Source organism: Aliiroseovarius lamellibrachiae, assembly GCF_018599245.1.
In the GTDB taxonomy this organism is placed as follows: Bacteria; Pseudomonadota; Alphaproteobacteria; order Rhodobacterales; family Rhodobacteraceae; genus Aliiroseovarius; species Aliiroseovarius lamellibrachiae.
Window position 1 is genome coordinate 33,048 of record NZ_JAHEVJ010000010.1, and the last position, 16,521, is coordinate 49,568.

17 protein-coding genes are annotated in these 16,521 nt (G+C 54.7%); 6 read left to right on the forward strand and 11 right to left on the reverse strand.

Annotated elements, in window-relative coordinates:
- Positions 1–53 precede the first annotated feature (53 nt).
- The 8 genes from KKW20_RS15550 to KKW20_RS15585 form a co-directional block, all read right to left on the reverse strand.
- Positions 54–1,097: a c-type cytochrome gene (locus KKW20_RS15550; protein ID WP_214568833.1), complete on the reverse strand. Its 1,044-nt coding sequence runs from the start codon at positions 1,095–1,097 to the stop codon at positions 54–56.
- Entirely contained in the window at positions 1,081–2,361 is a 1,281-nt protein-coding gene (soxC, locus tag KKW20_RS15555) for a sulfite dehydrogenase (protein ID WP_214568834.1), read from the reverse strand. Before soxC ends, KKW20_RS15550 begins: the two co-directional genes overlap by 17 nt.
- 94 nt (positions 2,362–2,455) lie before the next feature.
- Positions 2,456–4,153, reverse strand: coding sequence for a thiosulfohydrolase SoxB (gene soxB, locus KKW20_RS15560; RefSeq protein ID WP_214568835.1), 1,698 nt, complete (start codon positions 4,151–4,153; stop codon positions 2,456–2,458).
- A 107-nt stretch (positions 4,154–4,260) separates the two neighbouring features.
- Entirely contained in the window at positions 4,261–5,112 is an 852-nt protein-coding gene (gene soxA / locus KKW20_RS15565; protein ID WP_214568836.1) for a sulfur oxidation c-type cytochrome SoxA, read from the reverse strand.
- A 25-nt stretch (positions 5,113–5,137) separates the two neighbouring features.
- Positions 5,138–5,467 carry a thiosulfate oxidation carrier complex protein SoxZ gene (soxZ, locus tag KKW20_RS15570; RefSeq protein WP_214568837.1) on the reverse strand — a complete coding sequence of 110 codons (330 nt, stop codon included), beginning with the start codon at positions 5,465–5,467 and terminating at the stop codon, positions 5,138–5,140.
- A gap of 138 nt (positions 5,468–5,605) precedes the next feature.
- A complete protein-coding gene (gene soxY, locus KKW20_RS15575) occupies positions 5,606–6,022 on the reverse strand; it encodes a thiosulfate oxidation carrier protein SoxY (protein ID WP_214568838.1) in 417 nt (138 codons plus the stop codon).
- 39 nt (positions 6,023–6,061) lie between these two features.
- Complete coding sequence (gene soxX, locus KKW20_RS15580) at positions 6,062–6,532, reverse strand: sulfur oxidation c-type cytochrome SoxX (RefSeq protein ID WP_214568839.1); 471 nt, start codon at positions 6,530–6,532, stop codon at positions 6,062–6,064.
- A 314-nt stretch (positions 6,533–6,846) separates the two neighbouring features.
- On the reverse strand, positions 6,847–7,584 hold the full coding sequence (locus tag KKW20_RS15585) for a cytochrome c biogenesis CcdA family protein (RefSeq protein WP_214568840.1): 738 nt from the start codon (positions 7,582–7,584) through the stop codon (positions 6,847–6,849).
- Between the two features lie 122 nt (positions 7,585–7,706).
- On the opposite strand from KKW20_RS15585, the gene KKW20_RS15590 reads away from it, so the two are divergent.
- The 4 genes from KKW20_RS15590 to KKW20_RS15605 all read left to right on the forward strand — a co-directional run bounded on the left by KKW20_RS15590 (position 7,707) and on the right by KKW20_RS15605 (position 10,501).
- On the forward strand, positions 7,707–8,093 hold the full coding sequence (locus tag KKW20_RS15590; protein WP_214568841.1) for a thioredoxin domain-containing protein: 387 nt from the start codon (positions 7,707–7,709) through the stop codon (positions 8,091–8,093).
- Between the two features lie 168 nt (positions 8,094–8,261).
- A complete protein-coding gene (locus KKW20_RS15595; protein ID WP_214568842.1) occupies positions 8,262–8,624 on the forward strand; it encodes an ArsR/SmtB family transcription factor in 363 nt (120 codons plus the stop codon).
- A 183-nt stretch (positions 8,625–8,807) separates the two neighbouring features.
- A complete protein-coding gene (locus tag KKW20_RS15600) occupies positions 8,808–9,863 on the forward strand; it encodes a YeeE/YedE family protein (RefSeq protein ID WP_214568843.1) in 1,056 nt (351 codons plus the stop codon).
- Between the two features lie 131 nt (positions 9,864–9,994).
- Complete coding sequence (locus tag KKW20_RS15605; protein ID WP_214568844.1) at positions 9,995–10,501, forward strand: flavin reductase family protein; 507 nt, start codon at positions 9,995–9,997, stop codon at positions 10,499–10,501.
- A gap of 24 nt (positions 10,502–10,525) precedes the next feature.
- Here KKW20_RS15605 and KKW20_RS15610 read toward each other — a convergent pair whose 3' ends face one another.
- On the reverse strand, positions 10,526–10,978 hold the full coding sequence (locus KKW20_RS15610) for a hypothetical protein (RefSeq protein WP_246534643.1): 453 nt from the start codon (positions 10,976–10,978) through the stop codon (positions 10,526–10,528).
- Positions 10,979–11,100: 122 nt separating this feature from the next.
- Between KKW20_RS15610 and KKW20_RS15615 the strand changes: the two genes are divergently transcribed.
- A complete protein-coding gene (locus KKW20_RS15615) occupies positions 11,101–12,240 on the forward strand; it encodes a hypothetical protein (RefSeq protein WP_246534644.1) in 1,140 nt (379 codons plus the stop codon).
- Here the strand turns inward: KKW20_RS15615 and KKW20_RS15620 are convergent, their stop codons facing one another.
- A complete protein-coding gene (locus KKW20_RS15620) occupies positions 12,241–12,654 on the reverse strand; it encodes a VOC family protein (protein ID WP_214568845.1) in 414 nt (137 codons plus the stop codon).
- 378 nt (positions 12,655–13,032) lie between these two features.
- Between KKW20_RS15620 and KKW20_RS15625 the strand changes: the two genes are divergently transcribed.
- Positions 13,033–14,325, forward strand: coding sequence for an O-acetylhomoserine aminocarboxypropyltransferase/cysteine synthase family protein (locus KKW20_RS15625; protein ID WP_214568846.1), 1,293 nt, complete (start codon positions 13,033–13,035; stop codon positions 14,323–14,325).
- A 121-nt stretch (positions 14,326–14,446) separates the two neighbouring features.
- Here KKW20_RS15625 and KKW20_RS15630 read toward each other — a convergent pair whose 3' ends face one another.
- Positions 14,447–15,814 carry an SNIPE associated domain-containing protein gene (locus tag KKW20_RS15630; RefSeq protein ID WP_214568847.1) on the reverse strand — a complete coding sequence of 456 codons (1,368 nt, stop codon included), beginning with the start codon at positions 15,812–15,814 and terminating at the stop codon, positions 14,447–14,449.
- Positions 15,815–16,521 lie beyond the last annotated feature (707 nt).

Consider the following 16,521-nt stretch of genomic DNA (forward strand, 5'->3'; position numbering starts at 1 on the left):
GAAAAACGCCGCACATTTCTGTACGGCGTTTTGAGTGTCTTAGAGGGGGTGGACTACTGGCTGTTGGATTTCAGGAATTCCAGAACAGCCGCGATATCCCTCTCTTTCTTTAGACCGGAAAAGGACATTTTGTTTCCCTTCAGGTACTTACGTGGATTTGCCAAATAGCCAGACAAGGTATCTTCTGTCCAAACAAGCCCACCGTCGCCGGCTGCCAGCATCGCTTTGGAGTATTTGAACCCCTCAGTGGTCGCCGCAGCACGCCCCCAGATCCCGTTCAGGATCGGACCCGTGCCGTTCTTGGCCTTATCGCCGACCTTGTGGCAGGCCTTACACTTTTTAAAGACCTTGGCCCCTTTTGTGGCCAGCTCTTCATCAAATGTCACCGCCGCCGGAACCACTTCGGCCACTTCAGCCACTGCGGGTGCGGGTGCGGGTGCCGCCGCTTGGGTTTCCAAAGGCTCAGCACCTGCATTTGGGTCGCCCGGGAACACCACAGTTTTCGTGATGCTCACCGCCGCTGGTTTACAATCGCTCATGCAGCGGTTGGTAAAATTGCTGTATTCGGTGGCGGCGCGGTCATCAATGACGAACCCATCTGAATTGGGCATTTTTACAGACGTAAATGTCTCTTTTGACAGGACAAAATCGTCGTCAACCAGATCGTTGGAATAAAGGATATAGGCCACGATCCCATAGACATCATCATCTGAGAGGGTTTGGGCCGCGCCAAACGGCATAGAGCGGCGCACATAGTCAAAGGTGGTCGACAGATATGGCCAATAGGAGCCGACGGTTTTCAGCGGATCCTCATCCGCCAATGTGTCCGCTCCGCCCGAAAGCTTGGGCCAATTGCCCACCCCTTCGGCAAAATCGCCGTGGCAGACCGCGCAATTGTCGACGAACACCTCTTCGCCCACTTCAACGCTACCGGACCCTTCGGGCAGGTTTGAGCCATCGGGAAATACGTCCCGATCCCAGGCTGCAATCTCATCTTGGGTGGCAGTGCGCCCAAGGCCATATTTCTCGGCCAATACCGGCGTTGTGATCACGGTGGCGATCGCAGTTGCCATCAAGAGTTTAGGAAACTTCGACATTGTTCGCCTCCCCGTTTGCGTCGACGTGCCAGGTCTGAATGCAGTTGTTGTGGTAAATTGAGTTCACCCCGCGCACGTCGCGCAGCTGGGCCTTGGTCGGTTGCACATAACCGGTGTCATCCATCGCGCGCGATTGCAGGAACATCTCTGATCCGTCCCAATCAATATCCAGATAGAACCGCGTCAAAGCCATGGCTTTTCCGGGTTCGGCCAAGCGCGCCTCGGCCCATGTCACACCACCGTCCAGCGACACATCCACCGCCGTGATCGCCCCACGGCCAGACCACGCCAGCCCGGTGATGACCAGTGGCCCTTTGCCGTGTTTGATTGGCATTTGCGGGCTGGGGCTGGTCACAACGGATTTCGCATCCATCACCCAGGTCCACTTGCGCGATGTGCCATTCTCAAGCGTGTCAGTGTATTTCGAGGTTTCTTCGCGGCTTTCCACCGGGGCGTCCATGACCTCCATCCGGCGCAGCCATTTCACCCACATATTGCCTTCCCAACCGGGCACAACCAAGCGGACCGGATAGCCATGCTCCATCCGCAGCGCTTCGCCATTGGCTTTGAACGCAATCATGCAGTCATCCAGCGCTTTTTCCATCGGAATGGACCGCCCGTTAGAGGACGCATCGGCGCCTTCCACGTAAAGCCATTTGCCCGCGAGATCGCCCGCGGCGTCCAGCCCAGCCTCTTCCAGAAGCGTGCGCAAGGAGACGCCGGTGTATTCCATATTATGGATCATACCGTGTGTGTATTGCGAGCCATTGAGCTGCGCGCCCGCCCATTCCATGCCGGTGTTGGCCGCACATTCGAGGAAAAAGGTGCGGCTCACCCGCGGAAAACGCTCAAGATCAGCATAGGAAAACACCAATGGAGTGTCGACCAAGCCGTTGATCATCAAGCGATAATCTTCTTTCTTCAGCGAAATCGCCCCCGAATGGTGGCGTTCAAACGCACAGCCCTGCGGCGTGATGGTGCCATCAAGCGCGTGGATCGGTGTGAAGTTGATCGAGCTGATGGTGTCCGCCGTCAGCCATTCCACATTGCGGCGCACCACGTCACCCTCAAACTCAATCGGCATGCCATAGGGGCTGGCGTCCACGCCGTCCCCCAAACCACTGGCCCATTCCTGAACCTCGGTGATCAGCGGATCACCCTCGGCTTTTGCGGCCCCCGCGGCGCCAACAGCCACACCCGCGGCGGCGGCCCCTTGCAGAAACCCGCGCCGTGAGGGCCCGTTTGTGTTAGAGCTGTCACTCATCTGGCATCTCTCCTCTTACATCTCAACATTCACCTATGTGCATGAATAGGCGCGAAAAAATTGGCCCAGGCGCGATGCGCCCAGACCGTTGGGCTTAGGCGCCCACCACTTCTACGGAATTGTTCGGGTCAAGCTTGATGGTGCCTTGCTTGCGGATATGGCTTTCCACCACGTCCCAAATCTGCGGCCCTTCTGTGCCCTCATTCACCGAGGCCCAACCGGCCACCACATAGGTTTTCGACGGATCAATGGCCTCGCCTGTCTTGAGCAAAGTCATCTCGGTGATCCGGTCGCCCTGCGGCTTGGTCACATCAATCCGGTACCCCATGCCACCGATGCGCACCATATCGCCGCCCTGCTGGTAATAGGGGTCAGGGTTAAACAGGTTGTCCGCCACATCCTCTAAGATCGTGTGGATGAATTCCCCTGTCATTTCAGAGCGGTACGCCTCGCCGTAAGACATAGAGGTCACGTTAAAGATGTCTTCGCGCGTGATCTCTTGCCCCGGCAAGATCGACGGCCCCCAACGCACGCCCGGCGACATCGCAATGTCGGCCTCGCGTTCATTGATCAGCGCATCACAGATCAGATCATCCCATGAGCCATTGAAATTGCCACGGCGATACAAAAGCGTATCGGTGGTGCCGATCACCTCTTCCAGCTCGGCCTTATAAGGCGCACGTTGGTCGTCGATCAGCTTGGTAATTGTCGCATCTGGCGTGATCACATCCGCAAAGATCGGGATCAGTTTATGGCGAATGCCCATCATCTTGCCGTCGCGCACATCAAGATCAATGCGGCTGACGAACTTGGAATTCGATCCCGAGGCGATGATGAACGTCTGTTCCACCTGCACGGGTTCAGGCAGCGCATCATGGGTGTGCCCGGACAGGATCACGTCGAGCCCCTTCACACGGGTCGCCATTTTCTTGTCCACATCAAAGCCATTATGCGACAGGCAAACAACCAGTTCGGCCCCTGCGGCGCGCACTTCGTCAACCATCGCCTGCATGTTCTCATCGCGGATCCCAAAGGAGTATTCAGGGAACATCCAACGCGGATTGGCAATCGGCATATAGGGGAAAGCCTGACCGATCACGGCGATTTTCACCCCGCCCCGTTCAAAGAACTTATAGGGTTTGAACAGTTCTGCCGGTTCATCCCACTCCGCGTCAAAAATGTTCTGGCCAAGGGCAGCAAATGGCAGACCTTCGACGATTTCATTCACACGATCAGACCCCAGCGTGAATTCCCAGTGGAAGGTCATCGCATCTGGCTTCAGCGCGTTCATCACATTGACCACATCTTGGCCTTGGGTGTGATGACAGGTGTAAGATCCGTGCCAAGTATCGCCACCATCCAGCAACAACGCATCGGGGCGATCCGCGCGAATGGCGTTCACAACCGTGGCCACTCGGTCCATACCGCCGACTTTGCCATACCCTTTAGCCAGGGCCGAAAAGTCATCATACGTCAACGCGTAAGCCGAAGGGGAACCGTCTTCGATCCCGTAAGCTTTGCGGAAATCCGCACCGGTCACATGGGGCATCTGGCCATTGGCGGCCCCGACCCCGAGATTGATCGACGGCTCGCGGAAATAGATCGGTTTGAGCTGGGCGTGAATGTCTGTGATGTGGATCAGGCTGACATTGCCAAAAGTATCAAACTTCAGAAGATCATCCTGCGTCAGCGCTTGCTGGGCGGCCAGTTTGGCCCAATTGCCAAAACCAGAGGTGCCGTAAAGGGCTGAGGCGGCCATTGAGACCTGAAGAAAGTCGCGGCGAGAGATCATGTGCGGTTTTCCTTGATTTCAAGTTCGGCGCGAGCTTACCCATGCCGAGGTTTGAATGTGTTCAAATAAAGAAATCCCGCCCGAGCAAAAGCCCGGACGGGGTTTGATCAGTTGCGGACTGACGGTCCTTCGATCGACAAGCCATTGCCGCGCGATGCCACATACATTTCCAGCGCGATGAATTCATCGGAACCGGGCTTGTAGGTTTGCGCGCGCGTGTCACGTACGCAGCCCTTAAAGCGGGAATGCACGCCATTCAGCTTGGCATTTTTCAAACGGTACGTTGGAAAGCCATTGATCTGACCCTGTGACAGGTGGTCTGCGCGGATCATGTTGCCATAATTTTCTTCATGGCAAGATGCACAAGACAGATCCAGTTGGCCGGTGCGGGTGTAATAGAGCTCTTTGCCCTTTTCCCACGTCGCTTGACCGGGGCCATCGATGGCAACATTCACGGGCATGCCGCGCGACACAGAAGACAACAGGGCCTCCATGTTGATCGCAGGGGATTTGTCATACCCCCAAGCTTCGGCGCCCATGCGGTTTTCACGGCAATCGTTCATCTGCATCTGCAGAGTATAGACTTTTTCGGCACCATCATTCCATTTCGGGAACGTGGCTTTTACGCCCGCCATGCTTTCCGCGTCGCCATGACAATCGGCACAGGATTTGCCCTTTTCCCCTTCTGGGGTGGACCATGCTTCCTCGGCGGCTTCAACCCAGATCATGCCGGGATTATCAAAGTCGTCGCCTTGCATTTCCTGAGTTTGGTCTGAGCGAAACACCCAACCCGAGATCACTTCGTCCAGCGCATCAGACAGATGTGCAGGAGCCGCAGTGCGGGTCACGATTTCAATCTCGCCGTTTACGATAAGTTCAGCGCTTTCATCGGCCGTGGCTATATTTGCCCCGATCATTGTCGAGGCAGCCAGTATTGCTGCGATGCCGTATGTTTTCATACTTATTCCTCCCTTACGCTGATCTTTAGGCGACCTTGATTGATTTGGTGGTGTCGTAAACCGACCCATCGTCATCGTACCAAGTGAACTTGAAATCACCTGCCGCATCGACTTTGGCGTCGAACTCAAAATACGGGTTGGTCGAAATCGCGCTTTCCATCGTCACATCCACGACCATCGCACCGTTGAATTCACAGGTGAAACGGTGGATGATCGAACGCGGAATGACGTTGCCGTCTTTGTCTTTGCGCTGGCCTGATTCCATCTTGTGGCTGATCAGGGTTTTAAGGGTCACGACATCGCCAGCAGAGGCAGATTTCGGGACTTTCACGCGAGGTTTTACACCTTTTGCCATATTTCAGATCTCCAATATCTTATGTGGTCGCAATCCCGAACTGCAAAACCGGTCTCCCGTTTTGCTGGGATCGCCTCCTGTATGTCGCAATCCCGAACCGCAAAACCGGTACCCACTTTTGCTGGGATTGCTCCGCGATTAGCCGCCGCAGCCGCCGATGGTGACCTTTACGGTCGATTGCGCTTTGGCAAAACTGCCGTCCGCCATTTTGGCAATGGCAACAACGTCTTGCGTGCCAGCCAAACGAATGCGGGTCGAGGCCGCTTGCGAGCCTGCAGCCGGTCCAAAGTTGAACTGCGCCACACCTGGGGTTGGGTTGCCCATTGCCAGAATAAGGATCGCTGCTGCACCGGGGGCATCCACGGATACTGGAACAGTGTTGCCGTTTTCTGCGATTTCCGGCGCGGTCAGTGTGACCCCGCCTTCGCCAACGTCAGCCCCGCCCGTAAAGGCAGCAATGGCTTCGTCGGCGGCGGCGCTGGCGCGCATTGGCAACATGGCAACGGCGGTTGCACCGAGACCAAGAGCCAGAGCTTCACGACGTGTGAATTTCATGTTTCTCTCCTGTGAGTATTTCTGTGGCCCACGGACCGCTTATTTAAGCGTCATCAGATAGGCGACAACATCTTCGATCTGCTGAGCTGTCAGCAGCGGTTCAACAGCACCTTCATGGGCTTTGCCTGTGTAGGCTTTGCCAAGGCGGTTGAAACCTGTGGTTTTGTAGAATGCCGGCATGACCGTTTCTTCAAACGTGCGTTTGCTGTCCACCAAAAGGCCGCGCAGCTCTGCTTCGGACCAGCGGTCGCCCGCCCCATCCAAAGCTGGCCCGACTTCACCGTGAAACGGCACATCGGCCAGATCGGTGATTTCGTGACAAGCAATGCAATTGCCTTGCGATTTGGTCGAGGCAATCTTTGCCCCCGACATCGCGTCTCCGGGTTGGCCAGTCAGCGATTGCGCGACAGCCCCTTCTTCGAACGTGACACTTTCTGGTGCCACTGTTTCGGCGTTTGCCGTTGTAAGCCCTGCAAGCAGAGCGACAAGCGTGATCGTTGTCCGCTTCATGTTACCTCCCATGACGTAATAAGAGTAAGCTACGCATGTGAAGCAAATTTCGCAACATCAAATTCCATTGTTTGAATTGATATAGATCAAGTGCGAAATATTGTTACCCACACCCTCATAATATTAACGAATCCTTTGGTATACATCGCGTATTCAGTAGTTTTCGAAAACGACAAGCGCGCGTTTCACACACCACATCAGGTCAGCATATATGACCCATTTGTAACGCAAACCCATCGTTGAGTTGCCCAGTCAGGCCAAACTGCACCCCGGAATTCAATCGCTTGGCCAAGATCACAAATATGTGATTCCCGTTAGCCAAGTCGCGTCAATGAAGGGAACCAATCAATCAGCCATTGCCCAATGATATTCACCTGACCCGATGCGATCAGCAGCGCAAAGATGATCAGCATCACCCCCATCGCCTTTTCCACATAGGGCAGAAACCGGCGGTGCCGCGCGGCCCATTTGATAAAGCCAACCGAAAAGAACGAGGCAACGACAAAGGGGGCCGTCATGCCCAGGCCATAGATGGCCAAAAGCAAGGCCCCACGCCACAACTCTCCCATACCAGAGGCGATCATCAGGATCGAGGCAAGCACCGGCCCCACGCAGGGGGTCCAGCCAAATCCAAACGCCAACCCCATCAGATAGGCGCCAACAAGGGTGCTGGGCTCTGCGCGGCTGTCCAAACGCGCTTCTCGGTACAACAGTGGGATGCGCATCACGCCCAGGAAATGCAGCCCAAACAGCACCAAAAGCGCCGCCCCTGCATAAGCAAAGACATCTTTATACTGTGCAAATGCGGTGCCAAGCGCCGTGGCCCCCAGCCCCAACAGCACAAAAACTGTGGTCACGCCCAGAGAAAACGCCATGGACGCAAAGATCAATCGTTTGCGCGCGCCGGGGGCAATGCCGCCTTCATCCTGCAACTCAGACATCGACAAACCCGCAAGATAGCTCAGATAAAACGGGACCATAGGCAGGATACAGGGGCTGGCGAAAGACAACAGACCGGCAAGCGCAGCACCTGCAAAACTAATCTCAAACATCGACGGCCCTTTTCTGTCCCCAGGTTAGGCGTTTTGCATTCAGATCAGATGGGTGACTTGAAACCTGAACATATTCAATTTATGTGTTCTGAACGACCGAAGGTCAACCTGGGACGTTCAACATGATCCATCGCATGAAAACCATTGCGCTTTCCACCACCCTCGCTTTTGCGGGGATGATCTCGGCCGTTCAGGCGGCGGATTTGGTGATGGTGGAAGAGCCCGGTTGTGTCTGGTGCGCGCAATGGGAACGCGATCTGGGCGCCATTTATCCCAAAACCCCAGAGGGGAAATTTGCCCCGTTGCAACATGTCCAAATCCGCGACACCCGAAAAGACACGCTTGGCTTTGCCCTGACACGTCCAGTTTCCTTCACCCCCACCTTTGTGTTGGTCGAAGATGGTGCCGAAATTGGCCGGATTGAGGGCTATCCCGGCGAAGACTTCTTTTGGGGCTTGCTTGAACAAATGCTGATCAACACCACGGATTATCCCAAGCCGGTCAGCTGACAGTAGATCCCCTGCCCCTACATGTTCCGGGCTTTGGTTGACGCGACACCCCGCCACGCTGCAACGTTTGCAATATTCGCGAAGTCTTCTATATAATGCCTGAAAGGCGCAATGCTTGTGATCAAGCATGAAAAACGCTGTAAAAAGACGAAATCAAAGGATCAGGTGATGGCGCTACCAGTCATTCGTGAAAATATGACCTCTGACGAGCTGGATCAAATGATGACCAGCGCGTGCGACGCCTCCACTTTGCTAAAGGCAATCAGTCACGAAGGGCGGTTGATGATCTTGTGCCACTTGGTCACCGGCGAGAAATCCGTGACCGAGTTGGAAAAGCTTTTGTCGGCCCGCCAAGCGGCTGTTTCCCAGCAATTGGCCCGTTTGCGGCTTGAAGGTTTGGTGACGCCACGACGTGACGGCAAAACCATTTACTATTCCTTGACCGATGATCGGCCCCGGCGCATCCTCGAAGTGATCTATGAAATGTTCTGCTCCATTGATACCCCCGTCGAACCTAAAGCGGCTGAATAAAAGAGAAACGGGACAGGTCTTTGATTAAAAAGGGTTTTCAAGACGCTCACGCGACATTCAAGGGGCCAATCCGCTAGAAACGGCGCTGGCTGGTTTTTTGTCATAAATCGCAGTTTGGTCAACTCATCAAGCGCCAAGATGTCGGCCCAGACGTCTGGCACCCGGATGTAAGGGAGGAGGCGCATGTTAGACTGGATCAGCGATGCCAATCTGGCCGCCCTGGTGGGGCTTCTGGGCGGGGTCATGCTCGGTTTATCCGCGCGTATGGGCCGCTTTTGCACACTCGGCGCAATAGAAGACGCGCTTTATGGCGGGTCTTTCCTTAGGTTGCGCATGTGGGGCGTGGCCATTGGTGTGGCTATGGTTGGGACCTTCCTTTTGATTGGCGCCGGCGCCCTTCCGGCCGCGGATGCGGTTTACCTGCGTCTGGCCTGGAACCCGCTGGCGTCCATTGTGGGCGGTTTGGTGTTTGGCTATGGGATGGCGCTGTCTGGCAACTGCGGCTTTGGCGCATTGGCCCGACTTGGCGGCGGAGATCTGCGGTCTTTTGTGATCGTTTTGGTCATGGGGCTGTCTGCTTATGTCGCCATTTCGGGGCCCCTTGCACCGCTTCGCGTGGCTCTTTTCCCAGAGGCCCCAGCCGAAGGCACCCTGCCCTCATTTGCCTATGGTATTGAGCGTTTGACCGGAGTTTCCGCCAGCATGATTGGTCTGATCGCAGGCATACTTCTTTTGCTTGTCATGCTGTCAAATTCGGAACTGCGTGGTGCCAAACAAGAACTGATTTGGGGCGCCATCGCCGGGCTGGCCGTGGTGACAGGCTGGGGCGGCACCGCTTGGGTTCTGGGCAATGGGTTTTCCGCTATCCCCCTTGAAAGTCACACGTTTTCAGCCCCGATTGGGGACACGCTTCTCTATCTGATGACCTCAACCGGGAACACTCTGAACTTTGGTGTTGGATCGGTCGCGGGCGTGCTTTTGGGGGCCTTCATTGGCAGTCTTTTTCGTGGCCATTTTCGTTGGGAAGCCTGCGAGGACCCGCGCGAGTTAAAACGGCAAATCGTAGGGGCAATGATCATGGGCTTTGGGGCGGTGATCGCCTTTGGCTGTTCAATCGGTCAGGGCTTGTCGGCCTTTGCCCTGCTTTACTACGGCGCGCCCGTCACATTTCTGGCAATCGTCGCTGGTACGGCCCTTGGGTTGCGACACTTGATTTCTGGGTTTGCGGCGGCCGAGTAATTCCCGCCCCAACGCACACTCTTTGGCGCGGCGCATCACACGGAAAATCCGACGCTTTTCACCTTTCCCCCTCATGCGCCTGCCTATAGGGTCTGCGCGACATGGAACTGAAATGCGCAGGCAGTCCAACGATGAAAAGCTTTTCCCCCGGCCCGGAACACGCGCTTGAACTGCGCGCAGCTCTTGGCACCTTTCCCACCGGAGTGACCGTGATCACTGCCGCCCCCCCCGTGAAGGGAAAAGTGACACCTGTGGCAATGACCGCCAACAGCTTCACTTCGGTGTCATTGAACCCGCCGTTGATCCTCTGGTGCCCTGCACAGATCTCTGCGCGCCATGACGCCTTTGTCAACGCAGTGCAGTTCTCGGTGCATATTCTGGCCGAAGATCAGCGTGCCGTGGCCCAGCATTTTGCCCGTTGTGGGGATGATTTTTCCGCTATTCCTCATCACATTGACCCCCACGGTGTGCCCCATCTGGACGGCTGTGTGACGCGTCTTGATTGCACCACCGAACAGGTGATGGATGGCGGGGATCACTCGATCATTCTTGGCCGTGTACAAAGTGCGCACGTCACAGACGCCCGCCCGCTGGCTTTTTGCACCGGACGGTTTTCCGACGTGAGGGTCGACACCTAATTCACTGATATTTTTGGAAATTCATCAGTTCATCAAAATTCCGGCGCGTTCGAATTGGACATCGGCCACCTGACCATCATCATAGGTCAATTGCACATCCACCGTGTTCACCGATTTCAGATCAAACCGGACAAAGGGCAAAGCATCGGTGGCCTTGATCGCGTTGGGTTGTGCTTCATCTTCGTAGCAAGGCTCTGCATCAAACACCTGTTGCGCCCCGCCATTGATGCTGTAACGCACCCCCTCAAGGCCGCAACGCCAAGCCAAAAGATGGGTAAAATACAACAGATCCTGTCCGTCATATTCCCGCAGTGCCACCCAAGTGCCCTTGGTGGCCTCAAGAATCGGGCGCACCTCATCCGCTGTGGTAAATTGCCCCGCCGCGGCGGTCTCGGTTGAAAGTGTCAAAGTGCCCGTCGCAAGGCTGGTGAAAATCCCAGCAAGAACCAATTGTTTTTTCAACATTTTGAGCAACATCAGCAGCACCCTTCACATAATGAATTCCCGCGCATTTGATCAAAGGAGGCACCTTCGCCCCCTTCCCAACGCAATGGGATCTGACCTATACTGCCCGAAAAGAACAGGGTGAGCAAAGACCAATGGCTAAATCGGCGAAAAAGCAGGCAAAATCGGCCAATTCCATTCGAAAAGAGGCGCCCACGCCTGCAAAAAGCAATGCAAAATCGACGCCAAAGGCGAAAACCGTCAAACCAGCAGCGAAATCCGATGCATCCAAGCGGAAAAAAGCAGATGGAAAAGCCAGCGGTTTCAATATTTTACTGATTGGGCAAGCGGGACGTCTGTCTTATGAGGCATTGCTGTTTGTCGCCTCTCTGCGCAGCGCTGATCCTGACTTCAAGGGCCGGGTGTTCATCGGCGAACCTCAGCCGAGTGAACGCTGGCCCCATGATCCTCGTATTCGCCCCGTCGTACGAGAGGCGCTGGAAAGCTTGGGCGCTGAAATTCTGCCCTTTGAAAACCAACATTTTGGCGCCAGCTACCCCAATGCCAATAAAATCGAAGCGCTGACAAAAATGCCCAAAGGCGAGCCTTTTGTGTTTTTTGACAGTGATACTGTGATCACCGGAAAACTGTCTGACATCGCGTTTGATTTCGACCGCCCGTCCGCCTCAATGCGGCGCGAAAACACCTGGCCAAAGCTTGAGCTTTATGGTCCGGGCTACGGCGAGACGTGGAAATCCCTTTACGACAAGTTTGGCTTGGATTTTGACGCCTCGCTTGATCTGTCTGAACCAGATGAACATTGGGAACGCTATATGTATTTCAATGCCGGGTGGTTTTTCGGGGCCTGTCCGCAAGACTTTGGGGCGCGCTACATGGAGTATGCGTTGGCGATCCGCGACGATGCCCCAGAGGCGCTTGTGTGCCAGGAAAAATTCCCTTGGCTTGATCAAATTGCGCTGCCTCTTGTAATCGCCTCTTTCGGGGGCGGACGACCGGGGCCGGAACTTGACGGATTGGACGGCGATGTCAGCTGTCATTGGCGCATTCTGCCCTTGGCCTATGCGCGCGAAGCTGACCAGGTCATTGATGTGATTGAGACGGTTTCTGCACCCAATAAACTCAAGAAAATCTTTAAAGAATACGAGCCTATGTTGCGAATGATCTATCAAGGGCGTGGTCAAAAAGTCCGCGCCATGTTTGATCGTGAAAACCTGCCACGCCGCGAGCAGATGATCCGCAATCGGATCAAACGCGAAGGGTTTTGGATGCGGTGATCAACTGGCGAAGACATCCCCCATATCTTTGAACCCTTTGACTTCTATGGGGTTGCCAGATGGATCGCGGAAAAACATCGTCCATTGTTCGCCCGGTTCGCCTTTGAAGCGCGCAGTCGGGGGGATCACCCATTGGATCCCGGCGGCCTCAAGCCGGTCCGCCAAATCGCGCCAGCGATCATAGGGCAACACAATTCCAAAATGCGGCATCGCCACCATATGCGCACCAACTTTTCCGCTGTCGGTGGTGGCAAAAGGCACCCCCAGATGCAGGCTCAACTGATGACCAAAAAAGCTAAAATCCACCCAAGTTTCAGTTGATCGCCCTTCACTGCACCCCAAGACATCGGCGTAAAACGCACGGGCAGCGGCAAGGTCCGTCACATGAATGGCAAGGTGGAACGGGGTTAACATCGAGCATCCTTTCGTGGGGGGCTTTGCCTAATGTGGCACGCCTTTAACCTGAGATGGGGAAAGGGAGAAACGCCACGAAATCCAGCAACATGTGGACGTTCTGTCACAAACCAGTGTTTCAAGGTCATGACGAAACGCTTTAACCTGCGGGCGTGGGAACGTCCAGCGCGCAACCGACACCAAGGGTGTCTTTAAACGCGCAGGCCCCACATGGGATCGCGGCCCCCTCACCGAAAAAAATTCCAGAGATCCGCCAAATCGCAGAATTTGTTCCCAGACGGAAAATTCCGCGTAAACGCCCTCCCTATTCGCAACGCCCCGTTGAAGCCATCAAGGCTTTCCCCTAGCCTGCCCACAACAGACATAAGGGAGAGTTCCATGTCAGACGATCGCCAATTGGGCTTTGATACATTGCAAATTCATGCAGGCACCGAGCCTGATCCCGCGACCGGTGCCCGTCAGGTGCCGATTTATCAGACCACCGCCTATGTGTTCAAAGATGCGGATCACGCGGCGCGTTTGTTTAATCTTGAGGAAGTGGGCTATATCTATTCCCGCCTGACCAACCCCACCGTGGCCGCATTGCAAAACCGCATTGCCGCACTCGAGGGGGGGGCTGGTGCCGTGTGCTGCTCGTCTGGACATGCCGCGCAAATTATGGCGCTGTTTCCGCTGATGGGCCCCGGGCTGAATATCGTTGCGTCGAACAAGCTTTATGGCGGCACTGTCACCCAGTTCACACAAACATTCAAACGGTTCGGCTGGTCGGCTAAACTGGTTGATTTCGACGACCCCGCCGCGGTTGAGGCGGCAATCGACGACAACACGCGCGCGCTGTTCTGCGAAAGCCTTGCCAACCCTGCCGGCGTGCCAACCGATATTCCAGCAATGGCCGCGATTGCCGACAAAGCCGGTGTGCCACTGGTTGTCGACAACACCGCCGCTACGCCGTATCTGTGCAACCCCATTGAAATGGGGGCGACTTTGGTGGTGCATTCCACCACTAAATATTTGACAGGCAATGGCACCGTAACCGGCGGCGCAATTGTGGACAGCGGCAAGTTTGACTGGATGGCCTCGGACAAGTTTCCATCGCTCAGTCAACCCGAACCGGCCTATCACGGCATCACTTTTGGCGCAGCACTTGGCCCGATGGCCTATACGTTCCACGGCATCGCCATTGGCCTACGCGACCTTGGCATGACCATGAACCCGCAAGCCGCACATTACACGCTGATGGGGATTGAAACCCTGTCATTGCGCATGGAAAAACACGTTGAGAACGCGCAACAAGTGGCGGAATGGCTGGAAGCCGACCCCCGAATTGACAGTGTGTCCTATGCGGGCCTTGCCTCGTCGCCGTATCATGCGCGCGGCAAAGAGCTGTTTCCGAAAGGCGCGGGTGCGTTGTTCACAGTCGGCGTAAAGGGCGGATATGACGCCTGCGTTAAGCTGGTCGACAGCCTGAAGCTGTTCAGCCATGTGGCCAACCTTGGCGACACCCGTTCGCTGATCATTCACTCCGCTTCCACCACCCACCGCCAACTGTCGCCAGAACAGCAAGAGGCCGCAGGCGCGGGTGCAAATGTGGTGCGCATTTCCATCGGAACTGAGAACGCAGCGGACATCATCGCCGATCTGGATCAGGCGCTGACCGCGGCAACCGCATAAGTTTACACCAAACCAAAAATGGCCGTCTATTTATTGGCGCATTCCGGATTTTGGGACACAAAAAGACCTCGGCAAAAATATGCCGAGGTCTCTCTATTTCTTAGGCATGATTTGAATCAGCTTAGATTTCAGCGGGAAGCTCTTCCGCATCTTTATTGTTTGCTTCCATTAGCTTCTCCTTTCTCCGCGCCATTGTTTCATGCCATTCCTGAGCTTCACGGTCTGTGAAAAAATCAGCGTCGGGAGCAAGCCTGATTACCGCACTTTCTACCTCATCAAGTGAAACTCGGAAAAATTCTTTTCGCATGTTCGCCATATTCACACGCTTTTCCGCAAACTCTTTATGGAGAGCTCCCTCCAATGCTGGGGCCTCCTCCGAATAGATCATCGCATGAGTGTCAAAGGTGAAAGGAACACTGGCATCGCCCAACTCCCGAACGCGATCATTGGGGTCCAGGCGTCGGGTCAAGCCAATTTTGACCATGTCCTCTCCGAAGGAGCCGATATTTGAGATGACATAGACATAGCCAGACCTGGTCATTTCGGCCATAGCACGCGCCCTTTCGCTCGTGGCGTGAGCTTGCTCCAATGCGGCTTCAAGTTCTTGAAGCTTCTTTTGCATGGCCTCGCTGGTCTCGCCAACGTCTGCTTCTTTCCGAGCTTTTTCGAGAAGCGCTTGATACTTCTGCACCTCTTTCTCAGCAGCCCGAGCTTCCGCGAGGAGTTTCTTTTCTTCTCTTTCCGCCCTGGCGAGTTCTGCCCGCTCATCTTTTTCGATTTTCATCTGCTCGCGGTATTCATGGGTCAGATGCAGTTCATCAATTTTCATCGCCACATAGTCATCATTGATGTCGAGATTCATTGAGGTGTTCTCTTTCGAGATCGCTTTGGCGGCATTCAAAATCCGCTTTTCCATTGCAACCACATTGTTCCAACGCGTGTTGGCAATCGCGGCCTCGCACTCATTGTTAAAAGCTCGCATGGTCAATCGGGTTTGACGGTTGATCATTGTTTGCCCTTTTGCGCGACTACCTTCGACGGTCCAATCTGTCGGGCAAATTGTTGCTTCCCTGGCCGATACCATCGCTTTCTCGCGGGCCCGGATTTCTTTGATCTGGTCCTTATAGGTTTCGCTATCACCAAAATCAAAATGTGGCTCATAGACACCGAGTTCTGCAATAGCCAATCGGTCGTCATAGACTGCAACCTGTTCCTTCAATTGGTCAAGCAGCTTGCGCTTCTCCGCATATGATGCCCGCGTTTTCTGAATGCCACCTTCAAGCTCGACAGCATCCCTCTGCAAGCGTTCGACTTCAGTTTCGATGGATGTAATCGCTGAATATTTTGTCTTGAGATTGCCCAACTCTTCATCAACTGCTTCGGCTTCTTTCGATGCTTTTGCCAGCTTCTTTCGGGCCAAGATCCATAGAATGAAAAATAGAGGAGCACTGAAAAACCAGAGCAATGCGATGATAGTATAAGGGTCCATAAAAGTTCCTTTTTCGCAAATTGAATTGAAAAGCCACACTCCTGCACAGCTCATAGGGTAGTTGTGGCTTTGCGGCGTCGCAAACAACAATTTCCCTGGATCGCGCTAATCCAACAACCTCAACAAAAAGGATTTTTACCGTGTCTCGAACTTCTTCCAGAGCGGTGTTCCGTGATACAGCCACGGCCTATAAAGGATGCGCCGTGGATCACGGGGTGGCACGAGTGGTCGGTGTCATCCTACGCGCATCAGCTCCCAACCTCAGCGCTGGCGTGCTTTGGACCGGTGCCAGCTTTCTTTGCTTGGGTGCTTTGACTTTCACCTTTGACCCAGGGTGCCGGATTGACTGCGTCCCGCTTGATACCGCGACCTGATTGGAACTCCTTGCGGAAGCACTCGAATAGGGGCGCACTTCGAACCAGTTATAGTAGATGCGATAGATGGTTAGGAACGCCACTAAGACTGCAGGATTGTAAGTAGCGCCGTTAATGTAGCTTGGGCCATTTCGAGCGGATCTTCCTCCAGCCCTTTTGGTGGGACTAACCCTCTCACGGAGAGAATTCATGAAGCTTGAGACCGGGTGGATAGTTGCTTTGATGTATCGGCGAGCAAGTGCATCGCAGAGATCTGCGTCTGTAGGCATTACATGAAATGCACTGCGTTTTAGTTTCTGCCGATATTTCTTTCGAATGACAGGAAAGCCAACG

What these genes read in the sequence shown, in the direction of transcription:
- KKW20_RS15550 (WP_214568833.1), bottom strand. Translation starts at nt 1,097, where the DNA reads ATGTCGAAGTTTCCTAAACTCTTGATGGCAACTGCGATCGCCACCGTG.
- soxC (WP_214568834.1), bottom strand. Translation starts at nt 2,361, where the DNA reads ATGAGTGACAGCTCTAACACAAACGGGCCCTCACGGCGCGGGTTTCTG.
- soxB (WP_214568835.1), bottom strand. Translation starts at nt 4,153, where the DNA reads ATGATCTCTCGCCGCGACTTTCTTCAGGTCTCAATGGCCGCCTCAGCC.
- soxA (WP_214568836.1), bottom strand. Translation starts at nt 5,112, where the DNA reads ATGAAAACATACGGCATCGCAGCAATACTGGCTGCCTCGACAATGATC.
- soxZ (WP_214568837.1), bottom strand. Translation starts at nt 5,467, where the DNA reads ATGGCAAAAGGTGTAAAACCTCGCGTGAAAGTCCCGAAATCTGCCTCT.
- soxY (WP_214568838.1), bottom strand. Translation starts at nt 6,022, where the DNA reads ATGAAATTCACACGTCGTGAAGCTCTGGCTCTTGGTCTCGGTGCAACC.
- soxX (WP_214568839.1), bottom strand. Translation starts at nt 6,532, where the DNA reads ATGAAGCGGACAACGATCACGCTTGTCGCTCTGCTTGCAGGGCTTACA.
- KKW20_RS15585 (WP_214568840.1), bottom strand. Translation starts at nt 7,584, where the DNA reads ATGTTTGAGATTAGTTTTGCAGGTGCTGCGCTTGCCGGTCTGTTGTCT.
- KKW20_RS15590 (WP_214568841.1), top strand. Translation starts at nt 7,707, where the DNA reads ATGATCCATCGCATGAAAACCATTGCGCTTTCCACCACCCTCGCTTTT.
- KKW20_RS15595 (WP_214568842.1), top strand. Translation starts at nt 8,262, where the DNA reads ATGGCGCTACCAGTCATTCGTGAAAATATGACCTCTGACGAGCTGGAT.
- KKW20_RS15600 (WP_214568843.1), top strand. Translation starts at nt 8,808, where the DNA reads ATGTTAGACTGGATCAGCGATGCCAATCTGGCCGCCCTGGTGGGGCTT.
- KKW20_RS15605 (WP_214568844.1), top strand. Translation starts at nt 9,995, where the DNA reads ATGAAAAGCTTTTCCCCCGGCCCGGAACACGCGCTTGAACTGCGCGCA.
- KKW20_RS15610 (WP_246534643.1), bottom strand. Translation starts at nt 10,978, where the DNA reads ATGTTGCTCAAAATGTTGAAAAAACAATTGGTTCTTGCTGGGATTTTC.
- KKW20_RS15615 (WP_246534644.1), top strand. Translation starts at nt 11,101, where the DNA reads ATGGCTAAATCGGCGAAAAAGCAGGCAAAATCGGCCAATTCCATTCGA.
- KKW20_RS15620 (WP_214568845.1), bottom strand. Translation starts at nt 12,654, where the DNA reads ATGTTAACCCCGTTCCACCTTGCCATTCATGTGACGGACCTTGCCGCT.
- KKW20_RS15625 (WP_214568846.1), top strand. Translation starts at nt 13,033, where the DNA reads ATGTCAGACGATCGCCAATTGGGCTTTGATACATTGCAAATTCATGCA.
- KKW20_RS15630 (WP_214568847.1), bottom strand. Translation starts at nt 15,814, where the DNA reads ATGGACCCTTATACTATCATCGCATTGCTCTGGTTTTTCAGTGCTCCT.